This is a genomic window from Ralstonia sp. VS2407 (genome assembly GCF_052950655.1).
Genome location: NZ_JBRFVG010000005.1, coordinates 256077 through 275109 on the forward strand (window position 1 = coordinate 256077; position 19033 = coordinate 275109).

Annotated in this window: 17 protein-coding genes; 9 read left to right on the forward strand and 8 right to left on the reverse strand. The window is 65.3% G+C overall.

The features are described 5' to 3' along the window. Positions 1 to 21: 21 nt before the first annotated feature. Positions 22 to 2211, reverse strand: a complete 2190-nt coding sequence (locus ACU8YE_RS11175) for a response regulator (RefSeq protein ID WP_446928711.1) — start codon at positions 2209 to 2211, stop codon at positions 22 to 24. A gap of 240 nt (positions 2212 to 2451) precedes the next feature. Between ACU8YE_RS11175 and ACU8YE_RS11180 the strand changes: the two genes are divergently transcribed. After that, positions 2452 to 3066, forward strand: a complete 615-nt coding sequence (locus ACU8YE_RS11180; protein WP_446928712.1) for a glutathione S-transferase — start codon at positions 2452 to 2454, stop codon at positions 3064 to 3066. A 7-nt stretch (positions 3067 to 3073) separates the two neighbouring features. Here the strand turns inward: ACU8YE_RS11180 and ACU8YE_RS11185 are convergent, their stop codons facing one another. Further along, entirely contained in the window at positions 3074 to 4222 is a 1149-nt protein-coding gene (locus ACU8YE_RS11185; RefSeq protein WP_232041654.1) for an HPP family protein, read from the reverse strand. A gap of 233 nt (positions 4223 to 4455) precedes the next feature. On the opposite strand from ACU8YE_RS11185, the gene ACU8YE_RS11190 reads away from it, so the two are divergent. Further along, positions 4456 to 6441 (forward strand): phosphatase PAP2 family protein, encoded by a 1986-nt coding sequence (locus ACU8YE_RS11190; protein WP_446928713.1) that lies wholly within the window; start codon positions 4456 to 4458, stop codon positions 6439 to 6441. A gap of 4 nt (positions 6442 to 6445) precedes the next feature. On the opposite strand, the gene ACU8YE_RS11195 is transcribed toward ACU8YE_RS11190, so the two are convergent. Next, positions 6446 to 7330 carry an AraC family transcriptional regulator gene (locus tag ACU8YE_RS11195; RefSeq protein ID WP_446928714.1) on the reverse strand — a complete coding sequence of 295 codons (885 nt, stop codon included), beginning with the start codon at positions 7328 to 7330 and terminating at the stop codon, positions 6446 to 6448. 120 nt (positions 7331 to 7450) lie between these two features. Continuing rightward, a complete protein-coding gene (gene metK / locus ACU8YE_RS11200; protein WP_232041657.1) occupies positions 7451 to 8641 on the reverse strand; it encodes a methionine adenosyltransferase in 1191 nt (396 codons plus the stop codon). A 239-nt stretch (positions 8642 to 8880) separates the two neighbouring features. Here metK and ACU8YE_RS11205 point away from each other — a divergent pair, with 239 nt between their 5' ends. From ACU8YE_RS11205 to ACU8YE_RS11220, 4 genes are all read left to right on the forward strand, one after another. Continuing rightward, complete coding sequence (locus ACU8YE_RS11205) at positions 8881 to 9729, forward strand: lysophospholipid acyltransferase family protein (protein ID WP_446928715.1); 849 nt, start codon at positions 8881 to 8883, stop codon at positions 9727 to 9729. A gap of 13 nt (positions 9730 to 9742) precedes the next feature. Continuing rightward, on the forward strand, positions 9743 to 10636 hold the full coding sequence (locus ACU8YE_RS11210) for a lipid A biosynthesis lauroyl acyltransferase (RefSeq protein ID WP_446928716.1): 894 nt from the start codon (positions 9743 to 9745) through the stop codon (positions 10634 to 10636). Between the two features lie 89 nt (positions 10637 to 10725). Beyond that, positions 10726 to 11607 carry a diaminopimelate epimerase gene (gene dapF, locus ACU8YE_RS11215; RefSeq protein WP_260803789.1) on the forward strand — a complete coding sequence of 294 codons (882 nt, stop codon included), beginning with the start codon at positions 10726 to 10728 and terminating at the stop codon, positions 11605 to 11607. A 62-nt stretch (positions 11608 to 11669) separates the two neighbouring features. Next, a complete protein-coding gene (locus ACU8YE_RS11220; protein ID WP_232041661.1) occupies positions 11670 to 12497 on the forward strand; it encodes a polyphosphate kinase 2 family protein in 828 nt (275 codons plus the stop codon). Positions 12498 to 12607: 110 nt separating this feature from the next. On the opposite strand, the gene pyrE is transcribed toward ACU8YE_RS11220, so the two are convergent. Further along, positions 12608 to 13285, reverse strand: coding sequence for an orotate phosphoribosyltransferase (pyrE, locus tag ACU8YE_RS11225; protein ID WP_004635818.1), 678 nt, complete (start codon positions 13283 to 13285; stop codon positions 12608 to 12610). Positions 13286 to 13317: 32 nt separating this feature from the next. On the opposite strand from pyrE, the gene ACU8YE_RS11230 reads away from it, so the two are divergent. Both ACU8YE_RS11230 and argC read left to right on the forward strand, forming a co-directional pair. Beyond that, the gene (locus tag ACU8YE_RS11230) at positions 13318 to 14103 is read left to right on the forward strand and encodes an exodeoxyribonuclease III (protein WP_232041663.1); all 786 of its coding nucleotides are present in this window, start codon (positions 13318 to 13320) and stop codon (positions 14101 to 14103) included. Positions 14104 to 14230: 127 nt separating this feature from the next. Beyond that, positions 14231 to 15244 (forward strand): N-acetyl-gamma-glutamyl-phosphate reductase, encoded by a 1014-nt coding sequence (gene argC / locus ACU8YE_RS11235; protein ID WP_343620870.1) that lies wholly within the window; start codon positions 14231 to 14233, stop codon positions 15242 to 15244. A 61-nt stretch (positions 15245 to 15305) separates the two neighbouring features. On the opposite strand, the gene ACU8YE_RS11240 is transcribed toward argC, so the two are convergent. The 3 genes from ACU8YE_RS11240 to ACU8YE_RS11250 all read right to left on the reverse strand — a co-directional run bounded on the left by ACU8YE_RS11240 (position 15306) and on the right by ACU8YE_RS11250 (position 17898). Further along, entirely contained in the window at positions 15306 to 16214 is a 909-nt protein-coding gene (locus ACU8YE_RS11240) for a prohibitin family protein (RefSeq protein WP_446928717.1), read from the reverse strand. 318 nt (positions 16215 to 16532) lie between these two features. Further along, the gene (locus tag ACU8YE_RS11245) at positions 16533 to 17288 is read right to left on the reverse strand and encodes a YdcF family protein (protein WP_446928718.1); all 756 of its coding nucleotides are present in this window, start codon (positions 17286 to 17288) and stop codon (positions 16533 to 16535) included. A 139-nt stretch (positions 17289 to 17427) separates the two neighbouring features. Continuing rightward, positions 17428 to 17898 carry a MarR family winged helix-turn-helix transcriptional regulator gene (locus ACU8YE_RS11250; RefSeq protein WP_373407668.1) on the reverse strand — a complete coding sequence of 157 codons (471 nt, stop codon included), beginning with the start codon at positions 17896 to 17898 and terminating at the stop codon, positions 17428 to 17430. A 207-nt stretch (positions 17899 to 18105) separates the two neighbouring features. Between ACU8YE_RS11250 and ACU8YE_RS11255 the strand changes: the two genes are divergently transcribed. Next, a complete protein-coding gene (locus tag ACU8YE_RS11255) occupies positions 18106 to 19023 on the forward strand; it encodes an EamA family transporter (protein WP_446928719.1) in 918 nt (305 codons plus the stop codon). Positions 19024 to 19033 lie beyond the last annotated feature (10 nt).

Sequence of the window (19033 nt, forward strand, 5' to 3'; positions counted from 1 at the left end):
GGTTGTGACAGGGTGCGGCGATTATGCGGCGTTCGTCACATGTTGCGTGTCGGCCGCCGTCGCCGTTGCCGTTGCCAGCCACGGCGCCAGCGCCTGCTGCAGCGTGCCCAGGTCGATCGGCTTGCCGAGCAGGCGTGCGCCGGGAATGGGCTCGCCAATCTCGGCCTCCGTGCCGTAGCCGGACATCAGCAGCACATCCACATGCGGCTGCAGGCGCAGCAGCGTGCGGGCGAGGTCCGCGCCGGATTGGCCAGGCAAGGTGAGATCGGTCAGCAGCACCTGCACAGACCGCGTGCGGGCCAGTGCGAGGGCGTCTTCAGCCGTGGCGGCAGATACGCACTGCAGGCCGAAGGTGGTGAGCACCTCCTGCAAGGCTTCGCGCGAGGCGGTGTCGTCTTCCACCAGCAGCACCGTAGGCGATTGTGAAGCGTCGCTTGCCGCCGGATGGCTCATCGATTGCGACTGCGATTGCGCGGTGCGGCTGGCGCTGAGCACGTTGCGCACCATGCGCGCCAAGTCGTCACGCCGGTAGGGCTTGCCGAGCAGCGTCACACCGGGCGGCAGCCTGCCGTCGTGCTGCACCTCGTCACGCGTGTAGCCTGAGACCAGCAGCACCGGCAGCGGCGGCACGCGTTGCGCGGCGCGTATCGACAGTTCGCCGCCCTTGATGGGGCCCGGCATGATCACGTCGGTAAAGAGCAGGTCGATGGGCGTGCCGCTGTTCATGAGTTCGAGTGCGGCCTGGCCGTTGGCTGCCGTGAGCACGCGGTAACCGAGCTGGCTCAACATGTCGACGGCGGTCAGGCGCACGTCGGTATCGTCTTCCACCACGAGAATGGTCTCGCGCCCGCCCATGGGCGTGACGATGGTGTCGTGCACCTCCACGGCATCGTCCGGGGCCGCCTCTGTGCAGCGCGGAAAGTAGAGCCGCACCGTGGTGCCCTGCCCGACCGCGCTATCGATGGCGATGTGTCCGCCGCTCTGCTTGACGAAGCCGAACACCATGCTGAGCCCCAGGCCCGTGCCGTGGCCGTCGGGCTTGGTGGTGAAGAAGGGCTCGAAGACGTGCTCGACCACTTCGGGCGGCATGCCCACGCCCGTGTCGGTGACGGAGAAGACGAGGTAGTCGCCGGGGGCAGGCTGGTCGCGCTCTTGCCCCTGCGTTTTGTCGAGTGTGATGTTCTTGGCGGAGATGGTCAGCACGCCATTGCCGCGCATGGCATCGCGCGCATTGATGGCGAGGTTCAGCAATGCATTCTCGAGCTGGTTGCGGTCCGCCTGTACGTTCCACAAGTCGTCGGCCAGATGCGTTTCCACCTTGATGGCTTCGCCCAGCGCGCGGTGCAGCATCTCGCTCATGCCTTGGACCAGCCGCGTCGGGTTGACGACTGCCGGAGACAGCTGCTGCCTGCGTGCAAAGGCGAGCAACTGCGCGGCCAGCGTGGAGCCGCGCTGTACGGCACGCGTGGCGGCGGCAATCCGATGCTGCACGCGCGCGTTGCTTGGCGCCTCGACGGAGAGCAGTTGCAGGTTGCCGGCAATCACCTGGAGCACGTTGTTGAAGTCGTGCGCCACGCCGCCGGTCAGGCTGCCGATGGCTTCCATCTTCTGGGCCTGGCGCAATTGCGCTTCCACATCGGCGCGGGCAGACAACGCATCGGCCACGCGTTGCTCCAGCGTTTCGGTCAACTGGCGCAGCGCCTGCTCGGCGGCCTGCCGTTCGCGCTCGGTCTGTACGCGCTCGGTGGTTTCCACCACGATGGCCAGCACACCCGCCGGGCGGCCAGAGTCGTCGGGCAGCGGGCTGTAGTAGAGATCCAACCACACGTCTTCGGGGCGGCCGTTGCGCAGCAGGACGAGTTCCTTGTCGCGGTACGACAGCGTCCCGCCACCGAGGCAGACATCCATGACATGGCGGTTGAAATCGGCCACTTCGGGCCAGCCCAGTTCAACGGGGCAGCCAAGAAGATAGGGATGACGCCCGCCGGCAAACTCGGCGTAGGCGTCGTTGTAGACCATGTAGCCGTGGCGGCCCCAAAGCATGACCAGCGGCACCGGGCATGCCAGCACCATTTGCACGGCGGCACGCAGGCTGGGGGGCCAATCCTGGATCGGGCCCAGCTCAGTGGAAGCCCAATCGAATGCCTGCACGCGCTGCGCCATCTCACCGCTCCAGCCGAGGCAGTCATGGTGATGCGCGAGAAACGGCATAAGGTCTCCTGTCTGACGGGCGGCACAGTGCACCCGAGTCGCGGTCATTCTAGAAAATCGGGTGCCCGGCCGGTGTCCGCATTCAGACGGCTCAAAGCGATCCTGTGCACGCAGAAAACGTGCCCGAGGTGTCCTGCACGCTTTGCGAGGGCTGTCTATCATGAGCATCCGTGCCCGCGCAGCAGCGCGCTTCGCACCAAGGTTTCCATCCACCACACGCCCACACTCCCAGGAGATTCCATGAAGTTGATCGGCATGCTTGATTCCCCGTACGTGCGTCGCACGGCCATTTCGCTCAAGTTGCTCGGGCTGCCGTTCGAGCACGCGTCGGTGTCGGTGTTCCGGCATTTCGATCAGTTCAGCGCCATCAACCCCGTGGTCAAGGCGCCCACGCTGGTGTGCGACGACGGCACCGTGCTGATCGACTCCACGCTCATCATCGATTACGCAGAAGCGCTGTCGGGCCGCAGCCTGATGCCCGCCGCGATTGCCGAGCGCCAGCATGCGCTGCGCGTGATCGGCCTGGCGCTGGCCGCGTGCGAAAAGGCGGTGCAGATCGTCTATGAACACAACCTGCGCCCGACCGAGAAGGTGCACAGGCCGTGGGTCGAGCGTGTACACAGCCAACTGCTGGCGGCGGTGGGGGCGCTGGAAGCGGAGTGGAAGGATGCGCCGTTGCCGGTGGATCAGAATGAGCTGACGCAGGCCGGCGTGACGGTGGCCGTGGCCTGGGCCTTCATCCAGCTGATGGTGCCGGACCGCGTGCCGGCAGCGGACTACCCGCGCCTGGTGGCGTACTCGGCGGCGGCGGAACAGCTGGGCGCGTTTCGCGAGTTGCCGATGGATGCGGTTTGATGGCCGCTCAGGCCGCCTGCGGCTCGATGTTGGCCTGACGGTACAGCCCGCCCACCAAGTCGGATTCGGTAACGATGCCGGCCAGCCGGCCATCCGCATCCAGCACGGGAATGTGGTGGTGGCCGGCGCTGGCAAACATCGGCACCAGATCCGACATGGGCGCGGTGGCAGCGATGGTTTGCACGCGCGTCTTCATGTGATCGGCCACGCGCGGCGGTGTGAGTGCGCCGATGCTGAACCAGCGGCGCAGCGTCTGGCGCATGTCTGCCGGCGCCAGGCCAAGCAGGTCGACGCGCGTGACGATGCCCACCACGCGCCGACTTTCGTCCACCACCGGCAATGCCTTGAAGCCATGCTGACGCAGCAGTTGCAGTGCGCGCGGGATCGACGTGCCGGCCGAGACCGTGACCACCGGCGTGGTCATGATGTCGGCGCAGGTGAGCGCGTGGAACGTGCGCGTGTAGGCCTGCAGCTGCATCTCGCGCAGCACGGCTTCGATGTCTTCGGGGTCGATGTCGAGCAGTTCGCTCTGGCGGCGCAGCGCGGCGACGATGTCGGCGCGGGTGAAGCCGGCGGCGGTGGGCGGACGTTCAGCCGCAGGCAGGCGTTGCGCGTGCGGATACCGGTGGCCGGTAGCAGCGTGGTACACCAGTGCGCCCACCAGCAGCAGCGCTGACTGGATCAGGATCGGCTCGAGTACGAAGCGATAACCCAGCGCATGCACGGCCGGCCCGCCAATCACGGCGGTGAGCGCTACCGCGCCCGAAGGCGGGTGCACGCAACGCAGCGCAAACATGCCGGCAATGGCTGCGGAGATGGCCAGCGCCGACGCAATCACCGGATCATCGACGAGCAGCCCGAACGTCACGCCCACGGTGGCCGCCACCAGGTTGCCGCCGATGATGGACCACGGCTGCGCGAGCGGACTGGCCGGCACCGCAAACAGCAGCACGGCCGAGGCGCCCATTGGCGCGACCAGCAACGGGATCAGCGTGGAGGCGCCCGGCACCATCTTCATCATCGTGCCGGTAAAGAGGATGCCGACGAGTGCGCCGACGGCGGAACGGACGCGTTCGCTCCAGCGCACCGTCACGGGGGCGGGAATGAAGCTGTGGAGCCAGCGGCGCAGGGCGGGATGCAGGGGTGAAGCGGACATGGTCGACGGGACGGCGATTGCCCGGACGAGGCTTCACCAAAGTCAAAAAACGCAGCCGGCGATTGTATCACTCTGTGACATAAAGCACTGTCAGCGCTGTCATGGCGCGGAATGCTCCAATGTAGGGCGCAGATCACGCGGATTTGTCAACGAAACGTCACGGTTATTTCATGGGACGTGCCGAGACTGCTGGGCTTTCCAGCGCTCTCTCCGGGTTGCAAGCCCGCCGCACCATGTCCTTTACTGTTCGCCCTGCGTTCTCTCGCCCGCGTCTTTGCTCCAGCCTCGTTGCGCTGCTCGGCGCCCTCGCGCTTACCGCCTGCGGTGGCGGCGAGGACACCACCTCGGCGCCGGTCGCCACCACGCAAGCCATTCCCGCGCCGCCGGCAGACCCGGGCTTTGTCGACACGGCAGCCGTGGCCACTGGCGTACCGGCGTTCGTCGACAACATCGCCACCAACCAGCGCGGCGATGCGCGCTACGCCACGCTGGGCACGAACGCCGGTGTGCGCCTGTTCACGCGCTTTCTCGATCTGTGGCAACCGCTGACGGAAATCGTCGATGCCGGCGTGAGTGCGCCGGCCAACGGGTCGTTCCCGGCGGTGGTCGCTTCCACGTGGACGGGCCTGCCCAATGACGGCACGGCCGGCGGCACGCAACTCAATCTGCCGGTCTTGAACGCAAACGTTCAATACGTGGTGAACGCCACCACCAACCGCACGCAGGCGCAGGCCGATGCGGCGTACTTTGACGACCGCCGCGGCAAGGGCTACAGCGTGACCGACGGCATGGGGCCGCTCACCACCGCGTGGCGCACGCTCGCGCAGCAGACGACGTCGATTACCACGGTACCGGCCGATGCGACCACCGTGCTTTACAACGACAGCGGCACCAACACGGGCGTGGGCACCTCGGGCGGCAATACCGCCTTCGGCAAGGTGGTCGACCTGATCAACACGGTGGGCAACAACGCCTCCACCGAGCCGTCCAAGCGCTTCTACAAATACGCACGGCCGTACCGCTGGAGCAGCAGCGTGGTCGTCGTGCCGACGCTGGTGCCGGCCGAGAGCCCGACGCCCACGACCGACGGCGGCTTCATCAGCGGCCATTCGGCCGAAGCGGTGCGCGATACCGTGGCAATGGCGTACCTGGTGCCGGAGCGCTTCCAGCAGATCCTGGCGCGCGGCATGGAACTCGGCGAGAACCGCATCCTGGCCGGCATGCATTCGCCGCTGGACGTGATGTCCGGCCGCATGATCGGCATCGCTGCGGCGGCGGCCAACCTGGCCGACCCGGCCAACGCCACGCTCAAGGCGGCGGCTTTCACGCAGGCGCACACCGCGCTGATGGCGCAGACCGGCACGGATGCCACGACCTTCCCGGCACTCGCCCAGTCCGGCACGCCCGCCACCGACCGCTTTGCCGATTACGCCACCAACCAGGCCAATTTCACGCGCCGCATGACGTTCGGCTTCACGCAGATCGGCGCGACGACGCTGGCGCCGGTGGTGCCCAAGGGCGCCGAGGTGCTGCTGGAAACGCGCTTCCCGTACCTGAGCGCCGACCAGCGCCGCGTGGTGCTGAAGACGACAGAGCTGGCGTCCGGCTACCCCGTGCTCGACGACGCCGAAGGCTGGGGTCGCCTCAACCTGTTCGCGGCGGCCGACGGCTACGGCGCGTTCAACGGCAACGTGATCGTGTCGATGGATGCAACGCAGGGCGGCTTCAACGCGGCCGATACGTGGCGCAACGCCATCTCCGGCGCGGGCAAGCTCACGCTGCAAGGTACCGGCAGGCTGCGCCTGGCGGGCGCCAACACCTACACCGGCGGCACGCAGGTGGCAGGCGGCGTGCTGGAAGCCGATTCGGCCAACGCATTCGGTACGGGCGATGTGTATGTCGGCGCCGGCACGCTGGCGGTCAACGCGCCCGCGGCGGTGGCCATTGCGGGCAAGTTCACGCAGTTGCAGGGCACCACGCTTGATCTGGCCATCGGCCCGAACGGTCAGGGCAAGCTGAGCGTGGCCGGCCTCACCACGATTGCCGGCGGCACGCTGCACGTGAAGTTCGTGAACGGCTACGCGCCCAAGGTGGGCGACACCATCGCCGTGGTGGATGGCGCCGGCAGCAACCGGCAGTTCTCGACGGTGGTGGTGGACGGCTTCAAGGCCACGGCCATTTATACGGCTGCTGGCATCCAGATCCACCTGGACGCCTGATCGTTCATCTGAGCGGTAGCAGCACGTCCGTCACGGCTTCGTGCTCGGGCACGTCGGGGTAGAAGCGCACGCGCTGGAACAGCAACGGCGCGTCGCGCAATTCCTCGCCGCTGGCCGGCAGCCAATCGGCATACAGGTACGCCACACTCTGGCCGAGCGTGTCGTCGGAGCCTGTGTGACGCAGCACGGCGTAGCGCCCGCCTGCCAGCGTCTTGGCCACCACGCCCGCAGCATTGGGTGCGACCGGCGCTGGCGTGGCGGCGCAGATATCCATGCGAAACGCCTCGGGCGGCACATCGTCCGGGTTGTCGTAGACGACGTTGTACGTGGCCGAAACGCTCGGGTGCAGCCGATGCTCGCGGCGCCAGGCGATGAACGTGCGGATGGTCTCGCCCAGGCGCGCTGGGTCGCCGCGGTGCTCGATGGCGGCGACGGCCACGGCTTCGCGCTCGACGGTCTCAACGGATTGGGTTTGCGGTTGTGAGGGCATGTGTTGGCTCCTGAGGGCGCGCAGCGCCTGTAGATCGGTGGCCCAGGACGCCCACTGCGGCGCGGCGCGAAAGGCCGATGGCGATTGCCCCACCTGCCTGCGGAACGCCCGCGCAAATGCCTCCGGCCCTTCGTACCCGCATGCCAGCGCGATGTCGGTGATGCGCGCATCGTCGCGATAGGCGAGTTGATGCGCGGCCCGCTTCAGGCGCAGCAACTGCACATAGCGCCCGACGTTCATGCCGAACAGCAACGAGAACTGGCGGTGGAAGTGGTAGCTCGAAAACGCCGCCACTTCGGCCAGCCCATCCACGTCGAGCGTGTCTTCCAGATGCGCGTCGATGTGGGCGAGCACGGCGCGAAAGCGGGCGAGGTAGCGGTCGGTGGCAGTGGTCAACATGGGGCTCCTGGGTAGCGATACGGTAGCGGTGCGCTCCTTGGCATGCCTGATCGCGATTGCTGGATGCCATAAAAAAACCGCCCCGAGAGGCGGTTTCTTTGTGCGGCAGCGTGCGTGGCCTTAGGCAAACGCCTTGGCTGGCTCGCCGCTCAAGCCGGCTGCTTCACGCAGCAGCAGCGCCTTGTCCGTCGCTTCCCAGCTGAACTCCGGCTCTTCGCGGCCGAAGTGGCCGTACGCGGCGGTCTTTTCGTAGATCGGGCGCAGCAGGTCCAGCATCTGCACGATGCCCTTCGGACGCAGGTCGAAATGCTCCTGCACGAGCTTGGCGATCTGCTCGTCCGGGATCACGCCCGTGCCTTCCGTGTACACCGTGATGTTGATCGGGCGTGCGACGCCAATCGCGTAGCTCACCTGCACCTGGCACTGGCGCGCCAGACCGGCGGCCACCACGTTCTTGGCCACGTAGCGCGCGGCATAGGCGGCCGAGCGGTCGACCTTCGACGGGTCCTTGCCCGAGAACGCGCCGCCGCCGTGCGGGGCCGCGCCACCGTACGTGTCGACGATGATCTTGCGGCCGGTCAGGCCGCAGTCGCCTTGCGGGCCGCCGATGACGAAGCGGCCGGTCGGGTTCACCAGGTACTTGGTGTCCGCCAGCATGTGCGAAGGCAGCACCGGCTTGATGATCTCTTCGATCACGGCTTCGCGGATGGCCTCTTGCGACATCTCCGGCGCGTGCTGGGTGGACAGCACCACGGTATCGACGCTGTGCGGCTTGCCATCCACATAACGCACCGTCACCTGGGACTTTGCGTCCGGGCGCAGCCAGGGCAGGCGGCCGTCGCGGCGCAGTTGCGATTGGCGCTCGACCAGGCGGTGCGCGTAGTAGATCGGGAAGGGCATCAGCTCGGGCGTTTCATCGCACGCGTAGCCGAACATCAGGCCCTGGTCGCCGGCGCCCTGGTTCAGGTAGTCGTCCGATGCACGGTCGACGCCTTGCGCGATGTCCGGCGATTGCTTGTCGTAAGCGACGAGAACGGCACAGCCCTTGTAGTCGATGCCGTATTCGGTGTTGTCGTAGCCGATGCGCTTGATGGTTTCGCGCGCAACGTGGATGTAGTCGACGTTGGCCGTCGTGGTGATTTCACCCGCGAGCACCACCAGGCCGGTGTTGCACAGCGTTTCAGCTGCGACGCGCGCATATTTGTCCTGGGTGAGGATGGCGTCCAGGATGGCGTCGGAAATCTGGTCGGCGACCTTGTCGGGATGGCCCTCGGAGACCGACTCCGAGGTGAAGAGGAAGTCGTTTGACACGGCTGTTAGCTCCAGATTGGCTATCACGTTGCCAATCCGTTAAGCCACGGCCGGCGACGCTTTAGCGGTATTTAGCAACCTTGCCGAGGTTTGTGGCCAAGCAAGGATTCGCCCCGCAAGTTGTCAGTTAACTCGGCGAATCGCGCTATTATACGCGGCACTTTTCGGGGCCGCAGCAAGGCCTGCCAAGACCCTGCTCCCCTGTCGACTGCGACCAACACATTGCAGCGTACGCACGCATGACCTTCCTCTACTGGCTGTTTTCTCGCCTGCCCCTGTCAGTGCTGCAGGCGCTGGGCGGCTGGCTGGGAGCGTTGGCCGCCAAGGTGCCCGGCCGCTATCACGACCGGCTCATCGCCAACTTCCGCCACGCCTATCCCGACGTTACGCCCGCCATGCTCAAAGAGGCCGGGCGCTCCGCCGGCCGGATGGTGTTCGAGATGCCGTACTTCTGGGTGCGCAAGAACGGGGCGGACGTCGCTCCGCACCTGTTCGACGTCTGCCGAACCATTATCGAGCGCGCACTTGCCGACGGGCGCGGCCTGATCTTCCTCACGCCGCATCTGGGCTGCTTCGAGGTGCTGCCGCAGGCTTATGCGCGCGAGCATCCGGTCACCTCGCTGTTCAAGCCACCGCGCAAGGAAAGCTTGCGCACCTGGATCGAGCACATGCGCGCGGGGCCGAACATGCAGATGGCCCCAGCAGACCCGCGCGGCGTGCGCATGCTGGTGCGCGCGCTCAAGCGCGGCGAGGCCATTGGCATCCTGCCCGACCAGACACCCACCGGCGGCGAGGGCGTATGGGCGCCGTTCTTCGGCAAGCCCGCTTATACGATGACGCTGGTGCACCGCTTGCATCGCCTGACAGGTGCGCCGGTCGTGGCCCTGTTTGCAGAGCGACTGCCGCGCGGCGCGGGCTACCGCTTGCACGTGGAAAACATCGGCGATCTGCCCGAAGACACAACGCAGGCCGCCACGCGCATCAACGCCGCCATCGAAAAGTTGATTGCCGTGGCGCCGACGCAATATCTCTGGGGCTATAACCGCTACAAGCATCCCAAGGGCGCGGACGCTCCGCCCGCTGCCTGACACTGCTGCCTTTATGGAACGTTTCTCTGCCAAACTCGGACTCGGCTTCTTGTGGCTGTTGTCCTTCCTGCCGTACGGCTTTGTCGCGCGTTTTGGCGAAGGCCTGGGCGGGCTGCTGTACCGCATTCCCAATGGCCGTCGCCGCGTGGTGCTGGCCAACTTGCGCGCGTGCTTTCCCGAGAAGTCCGACGCCGAGCGCGAAGCCATGGCGCACGACGTCTTCCGCAAGGTCTTCCGCAGCTTTGCCGAGCGCTCGTTTGCGTGGTTCGCATCGGAAAAGCGCCTGATGCGCGTGGTAAAGATCGACGACCAGGCCAACCTGCCGGCGCTGCATGGCCAGCCGCACATTCTCGTGACGCTACATCTGTCGGGCGTGGAGATTGGCGCGCTGGCGCTGACGGACTACCTGCGCAAGCACGTGGGAAACGCAGGCTGCTCGCTCTACACACACATGGCAAACCCGGCGCTTGACGCAGCCGTGAAGGCGCTGCGCAGCCGCTTTGGCGCGACCATGCTGGAGCGCAGCGAGAACATCCGCCAGATCATGCGCACCATCAAGCGAGGCGAGGCATTGCAGCTCATCTCGGATATGGATTTCGGCGAGCGCGACTCGGAGTTCGTGCCGTTCTTTGGCGTGCCGGCGCTCACGCTCAACGCCATTCCGCGCATGGCGTCGATGACGGGCGCCAAGGTCATCCCGATGTACACCGAGATACTGCCCAACTACGAGGGCTATGCGCTGCGCATCCTGCCCGCGTGGGAGAACTACCCCACCGGCGATCTGACCGCCGACACGCGCCGCATGAACGCCTTCTTTGAAGACGCGATCCGCCCGCGCATCACCGAGTATTACTGGGTGCACAAGCGCTTCAAGCACCGCCCCGAGGGCATGCCGGGCATTTATTGATGCCGGGAGCTGGCCCGGGGCAACCGCGGCCGGCTCGCTTTAGAATGGGCGTTTTCCGAACGCTCATCGCCGCATCTGTGCGGCCCGCCATGAAACTGCACTTCACCAAGATGCACGGCGCGGGCAACGACTTTGTCGTGCTCGACGGCATCCAGACCCCGATCGACTTCACGCCCGAGCAATGGGCTGCCATTGCCGACAGACACTTCGGCGTAGGGGCGGACCAGCTGCTGCTGGTCGAGCGTTCGACACGGCCCGACGTCGATTTCCGCTATCGCATCTTCAACCACGACGGCGGCGAGGTGGAGCACTGCGGCAACGGCGCACGCTGCTTCGTCAAGTTCGTCACCGACCGCGGTTTGACCGACAAGCGCACCGTGCGTGTGGAAGTCATGAACGGCATCGCCACCCTGACAATGCAGGACGACGGCCAGGTCACAGTCGACATGGGCGCGCCTGTGTTCGAGGCGGCACGCCTGCCGTTTCTGCCTGAAGGTCTGCCCACCCGCGTCGAAGGCGACGACACGCAGCACGCGCTGCAGATCAACGGCCGCACTGAATGGCTGTCCACGGTGTCGATGGGCAATCCGCACGCCGTGCAGATCGTCGACGACACGGAGGCCTTTCCCGTGCTGGAAGACGGCCCGCTGATCGAGTCGCATGCCGTGTTTCCGCGTCGCGTGAATGCGGGCTTCATGCAGATCGTCGATCGTCATTCCGTGCGTCTGCGCGTGTACGAGCGCGGCGCGGGCGAGACACTTGCTTGTGGCACCGGTGCGTGCGCGGCAGTGGTGGCCGGCATCCGCCGCGGCCTGATCGATTCGCCCGTCAAGGTGGCCACACATGGCGGCGACCTGACCATCGCGTGGGCAGGCGTCGGCCAGCCGGTCATGATGACGGGCCCCGCCACAACCGTCTTTGAAGGCACGCTGGACCTCGATGCACTCAAGCTGACCGCCGCCGCGCATTGATACGCGGATACCGCACGGCGGCCGGCGCGTACGTCAGAACAACAAGGCAACAAGGAGGTACCGTGGCATCCAGCGGCAAGAACCCGATTGACTCCTGGTATTTCGACGGCAGCAGCAAGTTCAAGATTGCCAAGTTCGATCCTGCCGCCAAGCCGTGTACCACGGGCAGTAAGGCGGGTGACCTGGCGCGGCTGGCCGAACTCTCCGCGCGCATAGAGGCACTCCAGGACATTTTCTACGCTGAGCACCGGCGCAAGCTGCTGGTCGTGCTGCAGGGCATGGACACCGCCGGCAAGGATGGCACGGTACGCACGGTGTTCCGTGCGCTCGACCCGCTCGGCCTGCGCGTGGTGGGCTTCAAGGTGCCCACGCCGCTGGAGTTGGCGCACGACTTCCTCTGGCGCATACACGCACAGGTGCCGGCCGCTGGCGAGATCGTCATCTTCAATCGCAGCCATTACGAAGATGTGCTCGTCACTCGCGTGCATGGCGATATCGATGCCGCCGAGTGCAAACGCCGCTACGCTCACATCAACGCGTTCGAGCAGATGCTGGCCGAGACCGGTACCACCCTCATCAAGTGCTTTTTGCATATCTCCAAGGACGAGCAGCGCGACCGGCTGCAGGAGCGTATCGACGATCCGCAAAAGCACTGGAAGCTCGGGATGGCGGACATTGAAGAACGCAAGCTCTGGGATGGCTACATGACCGCCTATGAAGATGCCATCAATGCCACGGCAACCCCGCACGCGCCCTGGCACATCATTCCGGCGAATTCCAAGTCGCATCGCAGCCTGATGGTGGCGGAGATTCTGCTGCAGGTGATGGAGCGGCTGAAGCCGGAGTATCCGGCGGGGAATCCGGCGTTTACGGGGTTGAAGATCGAGTAGTTGTTGGGCCTTGTTGGTCCATCCCGGCAGGGGATGAACCAAAGGCCAAACCAAAAAACAAAAACCCCGGTGAACCACTTCCACCGGGGTTTTCCAACAACACCAAAACTTTAAATCGCGCTAACGCCGTACTTATCGCGATAAGCCGCAGCCTTCTCCCGATACCCTGCCAGCGCGGGATCGCCCGCGTTATCGAGATACCCCAACAGGTCGTCGAGGTTGGCAATCGACACAACCGGCATCCCGTACTGAGCCTGCACATCTTGCACCGCAGAGCGCTCGCCGATATCCACAGCGTTGCCGCTACGCTCCATCCGATCCATCAGGATCAGCACGGCGGCCGGCGTCGCACCAGCAGCGCGAATCAGCTCAACCGACTCGCGCACCGAGGTGCCGGCGGAAATCACGTCATCGACGATCACCACGCGCCCCTGCAGCTTCGCGCCGACCAGGCTGCCGCCTTCGCCGTGGTCCTTGGCTTCCTTGCGGTTGTACGCAAAACCGACGTTGCGGCCGAGGCCCGCCAGCGCGACTGCGGTGGCCGACGCCAGCGTGATCCCCTTGTAGGCCGGCCCAAACAGCATGTCGAACTCGACACCCGAGTCCAGCAGGGTTTTCGCATAGAATTGCGCGACTTGGCCCAGCAGCGCACCGTCTGCGAACTTGCCGGCGTTGAAGAAATAGGGCGACGTCCGCCCCGCCTTGGTCACGAATTCCCCGAACGACAGCACGCCGGCTTCCACCGCAAAGCGGATGAAGGATTGGCGCAACTCGCTGTTTTGGCTCATCTTTTTTCTCTGGTCTGCAAAAAAGTCCCGCCATGTTACGCATCATTTCCGCCAACCTCAACGGCGTTCGCTCCGCTGCCAGCAAAGGCTTTTTCGAATGGATGGGCAAGCAGGACGCCGATTTCGTCTGCGTGCAGGAACTGAAATGCGCGCAAGACGACATGACGCCAGAATTCTTGGCGCCGCACGGCTACCACGGCGTGTTCCAGCATGCGGTGAAGAAAGGCTACAGCGGCGCAGGCCTGTACACGCGCCACAAGCCGGACGAAGTCATCGTCGGTTTCGATAACGGCGAATTCGACGCCGAAGGCCGCTACGTCGAAGCCCGCTACGGCAAGCTGTCGATCATCTCGGTCTACGTGCCGTCGGGCTCCAGCGGTGAAGAGCGTCAGCAGGCCAAGTTTCGCTTCATGGACCTGTTCATGGAGCACCTCAAAGACCTGCGCCACGAAAAAGGCCGCGAGGTCGTGCTGTGCGGCGACGTCAACATCGTCCACAAGGAAATCGACATCAAGAACTGGAAGGGCAACCAGAAGAACTCCGGTTGCCTGCCCGAAGAGCGCGCGTGGCTGACCAAGCTGTTCGACGAGGTCGGCTATGTGGATGTGTTCCGCACGCTTGATCAGCGTCCCGAGCAGTACACGTGGTGGAGCAACCGCGGTCAGGCGTACGCAAAGAACGTCGGGTGGCGCATCGATTACCAGATCGCCACGCCGGGCATTGCCGCCACAGCGCGCCGTACGTCGATCTTCAAGGACATCAAGTTCAGCGACCACGCGCCGCTGACGATCGATTACGACGCCAAAGTGCATTGGTAAGCGGTAAGTAAATCACTTTATTGCGCTGCCGCAGAAAATTCTCCGTCAGCCGCTACAATGCAAAACTCACGCGCCGGCACCGCTTGCCGGCGTTGTCTTTGGCCCCCAGTTTTTTAGCGAGATCACCATGGCATTCAAGGTTTTCGTCGACGGTCAGGAAGGCACCACCGGCCTTCGCCTGCTCGACTATCTGTCGCAGCGCGACGATATCGAGCTGCTGCGTATCGCCGACGACAAGCGCAAGGATTCCGCCGAGCGCGCCAAATTCCTGAATGCCGCCGATATCGCATTTCTGTGCCTGCCGGACGTCGCCTCGCGCGAGGCCGTGTCGCTCGTCAATAACCCGAACACCTGCATCATCGACGCCAGCACCGCGTTCCGCACGTCGGACGACTGGGTCTACGGCCTGCCGGAACTGGCCCAGGGCCAGCGCGAGCGCCTGCGCACCACCAAGCGGATCGCTGTGCCGGGCTGCCATGCCAGCGCCTTCGTGCTGCTGATGCGCCCGCTGGTGGATGCGGGCATCGTCCCGGCCGACTACCCGGTCACCGCGTTCTCGCTCACCGGCTACAGCGGCGGCGGCAAGCAGATGATTGCCGATTACTTGGCAGCCAATAACCCGAAGCTCGACAGCCCGCGCCCGTATGCACTGGCGCTGGCGCATAAGCACCTGCCGGAGATGCGCGTGCAGAGCCGGCTGAGCCTCGCGCCGATCTTCACGCCGGTGGTTGGCAACTTCCTCAAGGGCCTGGCCGTGACGATCGGCCTGCACCCGCAGCACCTGGCGCGCAAGGTGAGCCCGACGGACATCGCTCGCGTGCTGGCCGATTACTACCAGGGCGAGCAGTTCATCCGCGTGGCGCCGGCCGACAACGTTGCGACGCTCGACAACGGCTTCTTCGACGTGCAGGGTGCCAACGACACCAACCGTGCCGACCTGTTCGTGTTCGGCTCGGACGAGCGCATGGTCGTCACCGCGCGCCTGGACAACCTCGGCAAGGGCGCGGCCGGCGCCGCGGTGCAATGCATGAACGTGCACCTGGGTGTGGATGAGGCGACGAGCCTGCACGTGGAAGCGCCGATTCCCGCAGCCGGTGCCGAGCACGCCGTGCGCGAAGCGGCTCCGGGTTTTGCGAGCTGATCGCCAGCTGAGCTGAAACGAAAAACGCGCCTTCGGGCGCGTTTTTCTTTGGGTGTGCGGCTTACTTGGTTTGCGCGCCGGCCGGGATGTTGAACAACATGCCGCCGCCGTTGCCGCCCGCCATCACACTCGGCGTCACGCCGTTCCACTTCTCGATGGCGGCACGTTCGAGCTTCAGGCGCTCCCACGCCAGCAGACGGTCATCCAGCGACGAGGCGAGCGCATGGTTGGCCGCAGCTTCGCCTTCGGCAATCGCCACTTTCTTCTTGGCTTCGGCCTGGGCGGAGCGCACTTCGTTCTCGGTGCGGATCGCGTCCTGGATGGCCTTGGTCTTGGCGCTCACCGCATCGAGCAACGAGCGCGGCGGGCGCAGCGAGCCGACAATGCCGAACTGTTTGATCGACACGCCCAGCGGTGCAAGCCGCGCGTCCAGCTCGTTGGTCAGCCGCGCGACGAATTCTTCCTTCTTGCCGCCGTTCACGTCATCAAAGTTGTATTCGGAGCCGATGGCGACGATCACGTTGCGCGCGGTGTCGCGCAGGTAGCCGTGCGTAAACGTCTCGATGCGATCGGCGCGGAAATTGGTGTAGAACGCCGGCACTTTCTCACGATCGAGCTGGTACGAGACAGCCACGTCCACATTCACGGGCACGGCGTCCTTGGTGTTGAACGTCAACTCTTCGTTGAGCGCGCGGCCTTCGTTCACGTCTTGCGTCCAGATCACGCGCTGCACATACGTCGGGTACTGGATGATCGCCGTCTGCACGGGGTTGTAGAACACGAACCCGGTGACGACGTTTTCATGCGTGATGCCGCGATCGACGAGTCGGTTGATCTTGATGCCCGTGTAGCCGGGCGGAATGATTTGCCAGTTCAGCAGGAAAGTCCGCCCGATCGCCAGCGCCGCGACGGCGCCAAAGACGAGCGCGAGCAGTTTGACCGGCAGCTTGCTTGCCGTGACTTGAGGCATGAGGGTTCCCCTTGCTTGTTGGTTTGCTTCTGAGGTGTGGCTGGCGGGGCGGGCGCCGCTTACGCAACGGCCCGCTTGCTGGCGCAGGAATCGTCAGCGATTCCCGTCAGGGATGGCCGCGCCCGGTGGGCGGGTGGTGGCAAGCGCGCTTGCCAATGATGATGAGGCGGTGAGCTTCAATACGGCCGAGGTGGCGCATTGCAATGCCCGGATGTTGCGATGCACAAAGTATAGGCGGGCGCCCGATTTTTGCGCCCCTCCGGAAGCACTAGAGCGCGGCTTCGAATGCGCGGGCGGCGCTGGCGTTCTGGCGCCGAATCAGGCGTCGCCGGGGTTGATGCGCGCGGGGTTCCAGCCCAGCGCGTTGTACACGTGATACCGCGCGATGCCGATCCACTCGTGCAGCGCGAAATCCGTCAGCGCAAAGTTGTACGCCATCGGCAAGGGCGACGCCGCGGCCTGCAGATCGTCGGCGCGCACGGGCACCGGCGCCATGCCGAAGTGGGTGAAATACAGCAGGCTGCGCCGAAGATGGATGGCCGACGAGACGAGCACCGTGCGATCCGCCGCGTATTGCGCCAGCACCGTGCGCGAGAACTGGGCGTTCTGCCACGTGTTCATGCTCTTGGGTTCCATCAGCACGTCGGCCTTATCGACGCCGAGGGCGATGAGTTCGCGGCCATAGACCGTGGCTTCCGACTCGCCGTGGTGACGGGCATCGCCGCCGCTGACCAGGATCTTGCAATCGCCGTCGGCCTTGCGGCAGGCCTGGTACAACTGCGCGGCTTCCACCATGCGCGGGTAAGAGAACAGCCCCGGCTCTACTGCATCGCCCACGCGGAACGTACCCGCGCCCAGCAGCACGATGGCGTTGCGCGCGCCCCATTGGATGTGCGGCTCGTTCTCGAACGGCTTTTCCAGCGAATCGAGCAGCCACGCCGGCACCGGCCCGCAGCCGATCGCCATCACCAGCACACCCGAGAACACCGCCAGCCCGCGCGCAGCCCGACGTCGGCCGCGTGCTGCACACACCGCTGCCACGATCACCAGCACACACAGGATGGTCAAGCTCACACGTTCCTCCAGGTTGGCGCGCTATGCGCATACGTGAGGAGGCATCGTAAAGAGGAATGAACGGTTGCGCGACCCGTCTGCTTACGGGGTTGTTGCGGCTGGCTGCGGATTGGCTGAAGGCAGCAATCGGATGTGCCTGTCACTCCGCCGCGCCAATCTTCCCGAGCAACGCACGCAACATCGACCGCTCGGCCGGGCCCAGCGCCGCAAGCATGCGCTCCTCCGTCTCGACGTGGGAGGCAACGAGCCCGTCAATCAGTTCAAAGCCTGCATCGGTGAGGGCGATCTGCAGGCCGCGCCGGTCTTCGGGATCGGTCCTGCGGACAATGAGACCGCGAGTTTCCAGCCGGTCAAGCCGATTGGTCATGGCCGAAGTCGACAACATCATGTCCTTGGCCAGGGCTGATGGCGACAGCGCTTCTTCGCGGCCATTGCGGCGCAGGGTGAGCAGCACGTCAAAGCCGGCCATGTCGAGCTCTGCCTCGGCCACGTTGGCGACGACCGCCTGCCGCAGACGTTCGCCCGCGCGCCAGATTTCACCGCAGACCGCCATCGGGCTCGGGTCGATGTCCGGACGCTCCCGACGCCACTGCGCGAGAATGCCGTCCATCGGCCCGCCTTGTGTCGGCGCTGAATTGCCTTGACCCATCGAACACCCCATCCTAGTATTTCGACATCAAACTACTTGATGTCGAATTTTAAAAATCGTACCGGGTTTGCGGGCCTCCAGCAATCGGCCTGCGTACGGCTTGCGTATTTCCAGCTCTTTTTGCAGGCAATTATTTCGACATCAAATTACGTTACGTGGAGATTTCTTATGCCGTTTAACCGTCTGGCTGCGATGTTGGCCACAGCCTTGGCGCCCATGCTGTGGGGCACCACGTATCTCGTCTTTACGCAGACGCTCCCTGTCAGCCACCCGTTGCTGGTCGGCGCGCTGCGTGCGCTGCCGGCTGGCGTGCTGCTGATGCTGCTGGGCCCTGGCCTGCCACCGCGAAACAAGCTGTTGCCGCTGCTTTTTCTCGGGCTGGCGAACATCGGCGTGTTCTTCGCGCTGTTGTTTGTGGCGGCGCAGCGCCTGCCGGGCGGCGTGGCGGCGACGATCATGTCGGCGCAACCGCTTGTGGTCGCGCTGCTCGCGTGGCCGTTGCTCGCTCGCAAGCCGCGCCCGGCGCAACTGGCGGCAGCGCTGGCGGGGTCGGTGGGTGTGGGGCTGCTGATTCTCGGCCCGGCGGCCAAGCTGGATGCAATCGGCGTGGCGGCGGCGCTGGCTGCTGCGTTCTCGATGGCGATCGGTACCGTGCTCATCGAACGCTGGGGCCGTATCGGTACGCCGCTGGCCGTTGCGGCATGGCAACTCGCGCTCGGCGGGCTGGTACTGCTGCCCGTGGCGTTGTTCGTGGAAGGTCTGCCGCCCGCGCTCACGGCGCGTAATACGATGGGCTTTGCGTACCTCATCGTCATCGGCACGGCGTTGGGCTACTGGTTGTGGGTGCGCGGCATCGGCGTGCTGGGCGCGGACGTGACGTTCCTTTCGCTGCTCAGCCCGCTGACGGCGACGGTGCTCGGTGCGCTGGTCCTGGGCGAATGGTTCAGCCCGATGCAGACGGGCGGGGCGGTGCTGATCCTGGGTGCGACGGTGGCGGGGATGGCGTTGTCGCGGCGGGCGAAGGCGGCCGCACAAACAACCAGCCCCGCGAGGCCGGCAAAGGCTGCGGGGCTGGTTGAGCGGTGAAGCTGCTCGC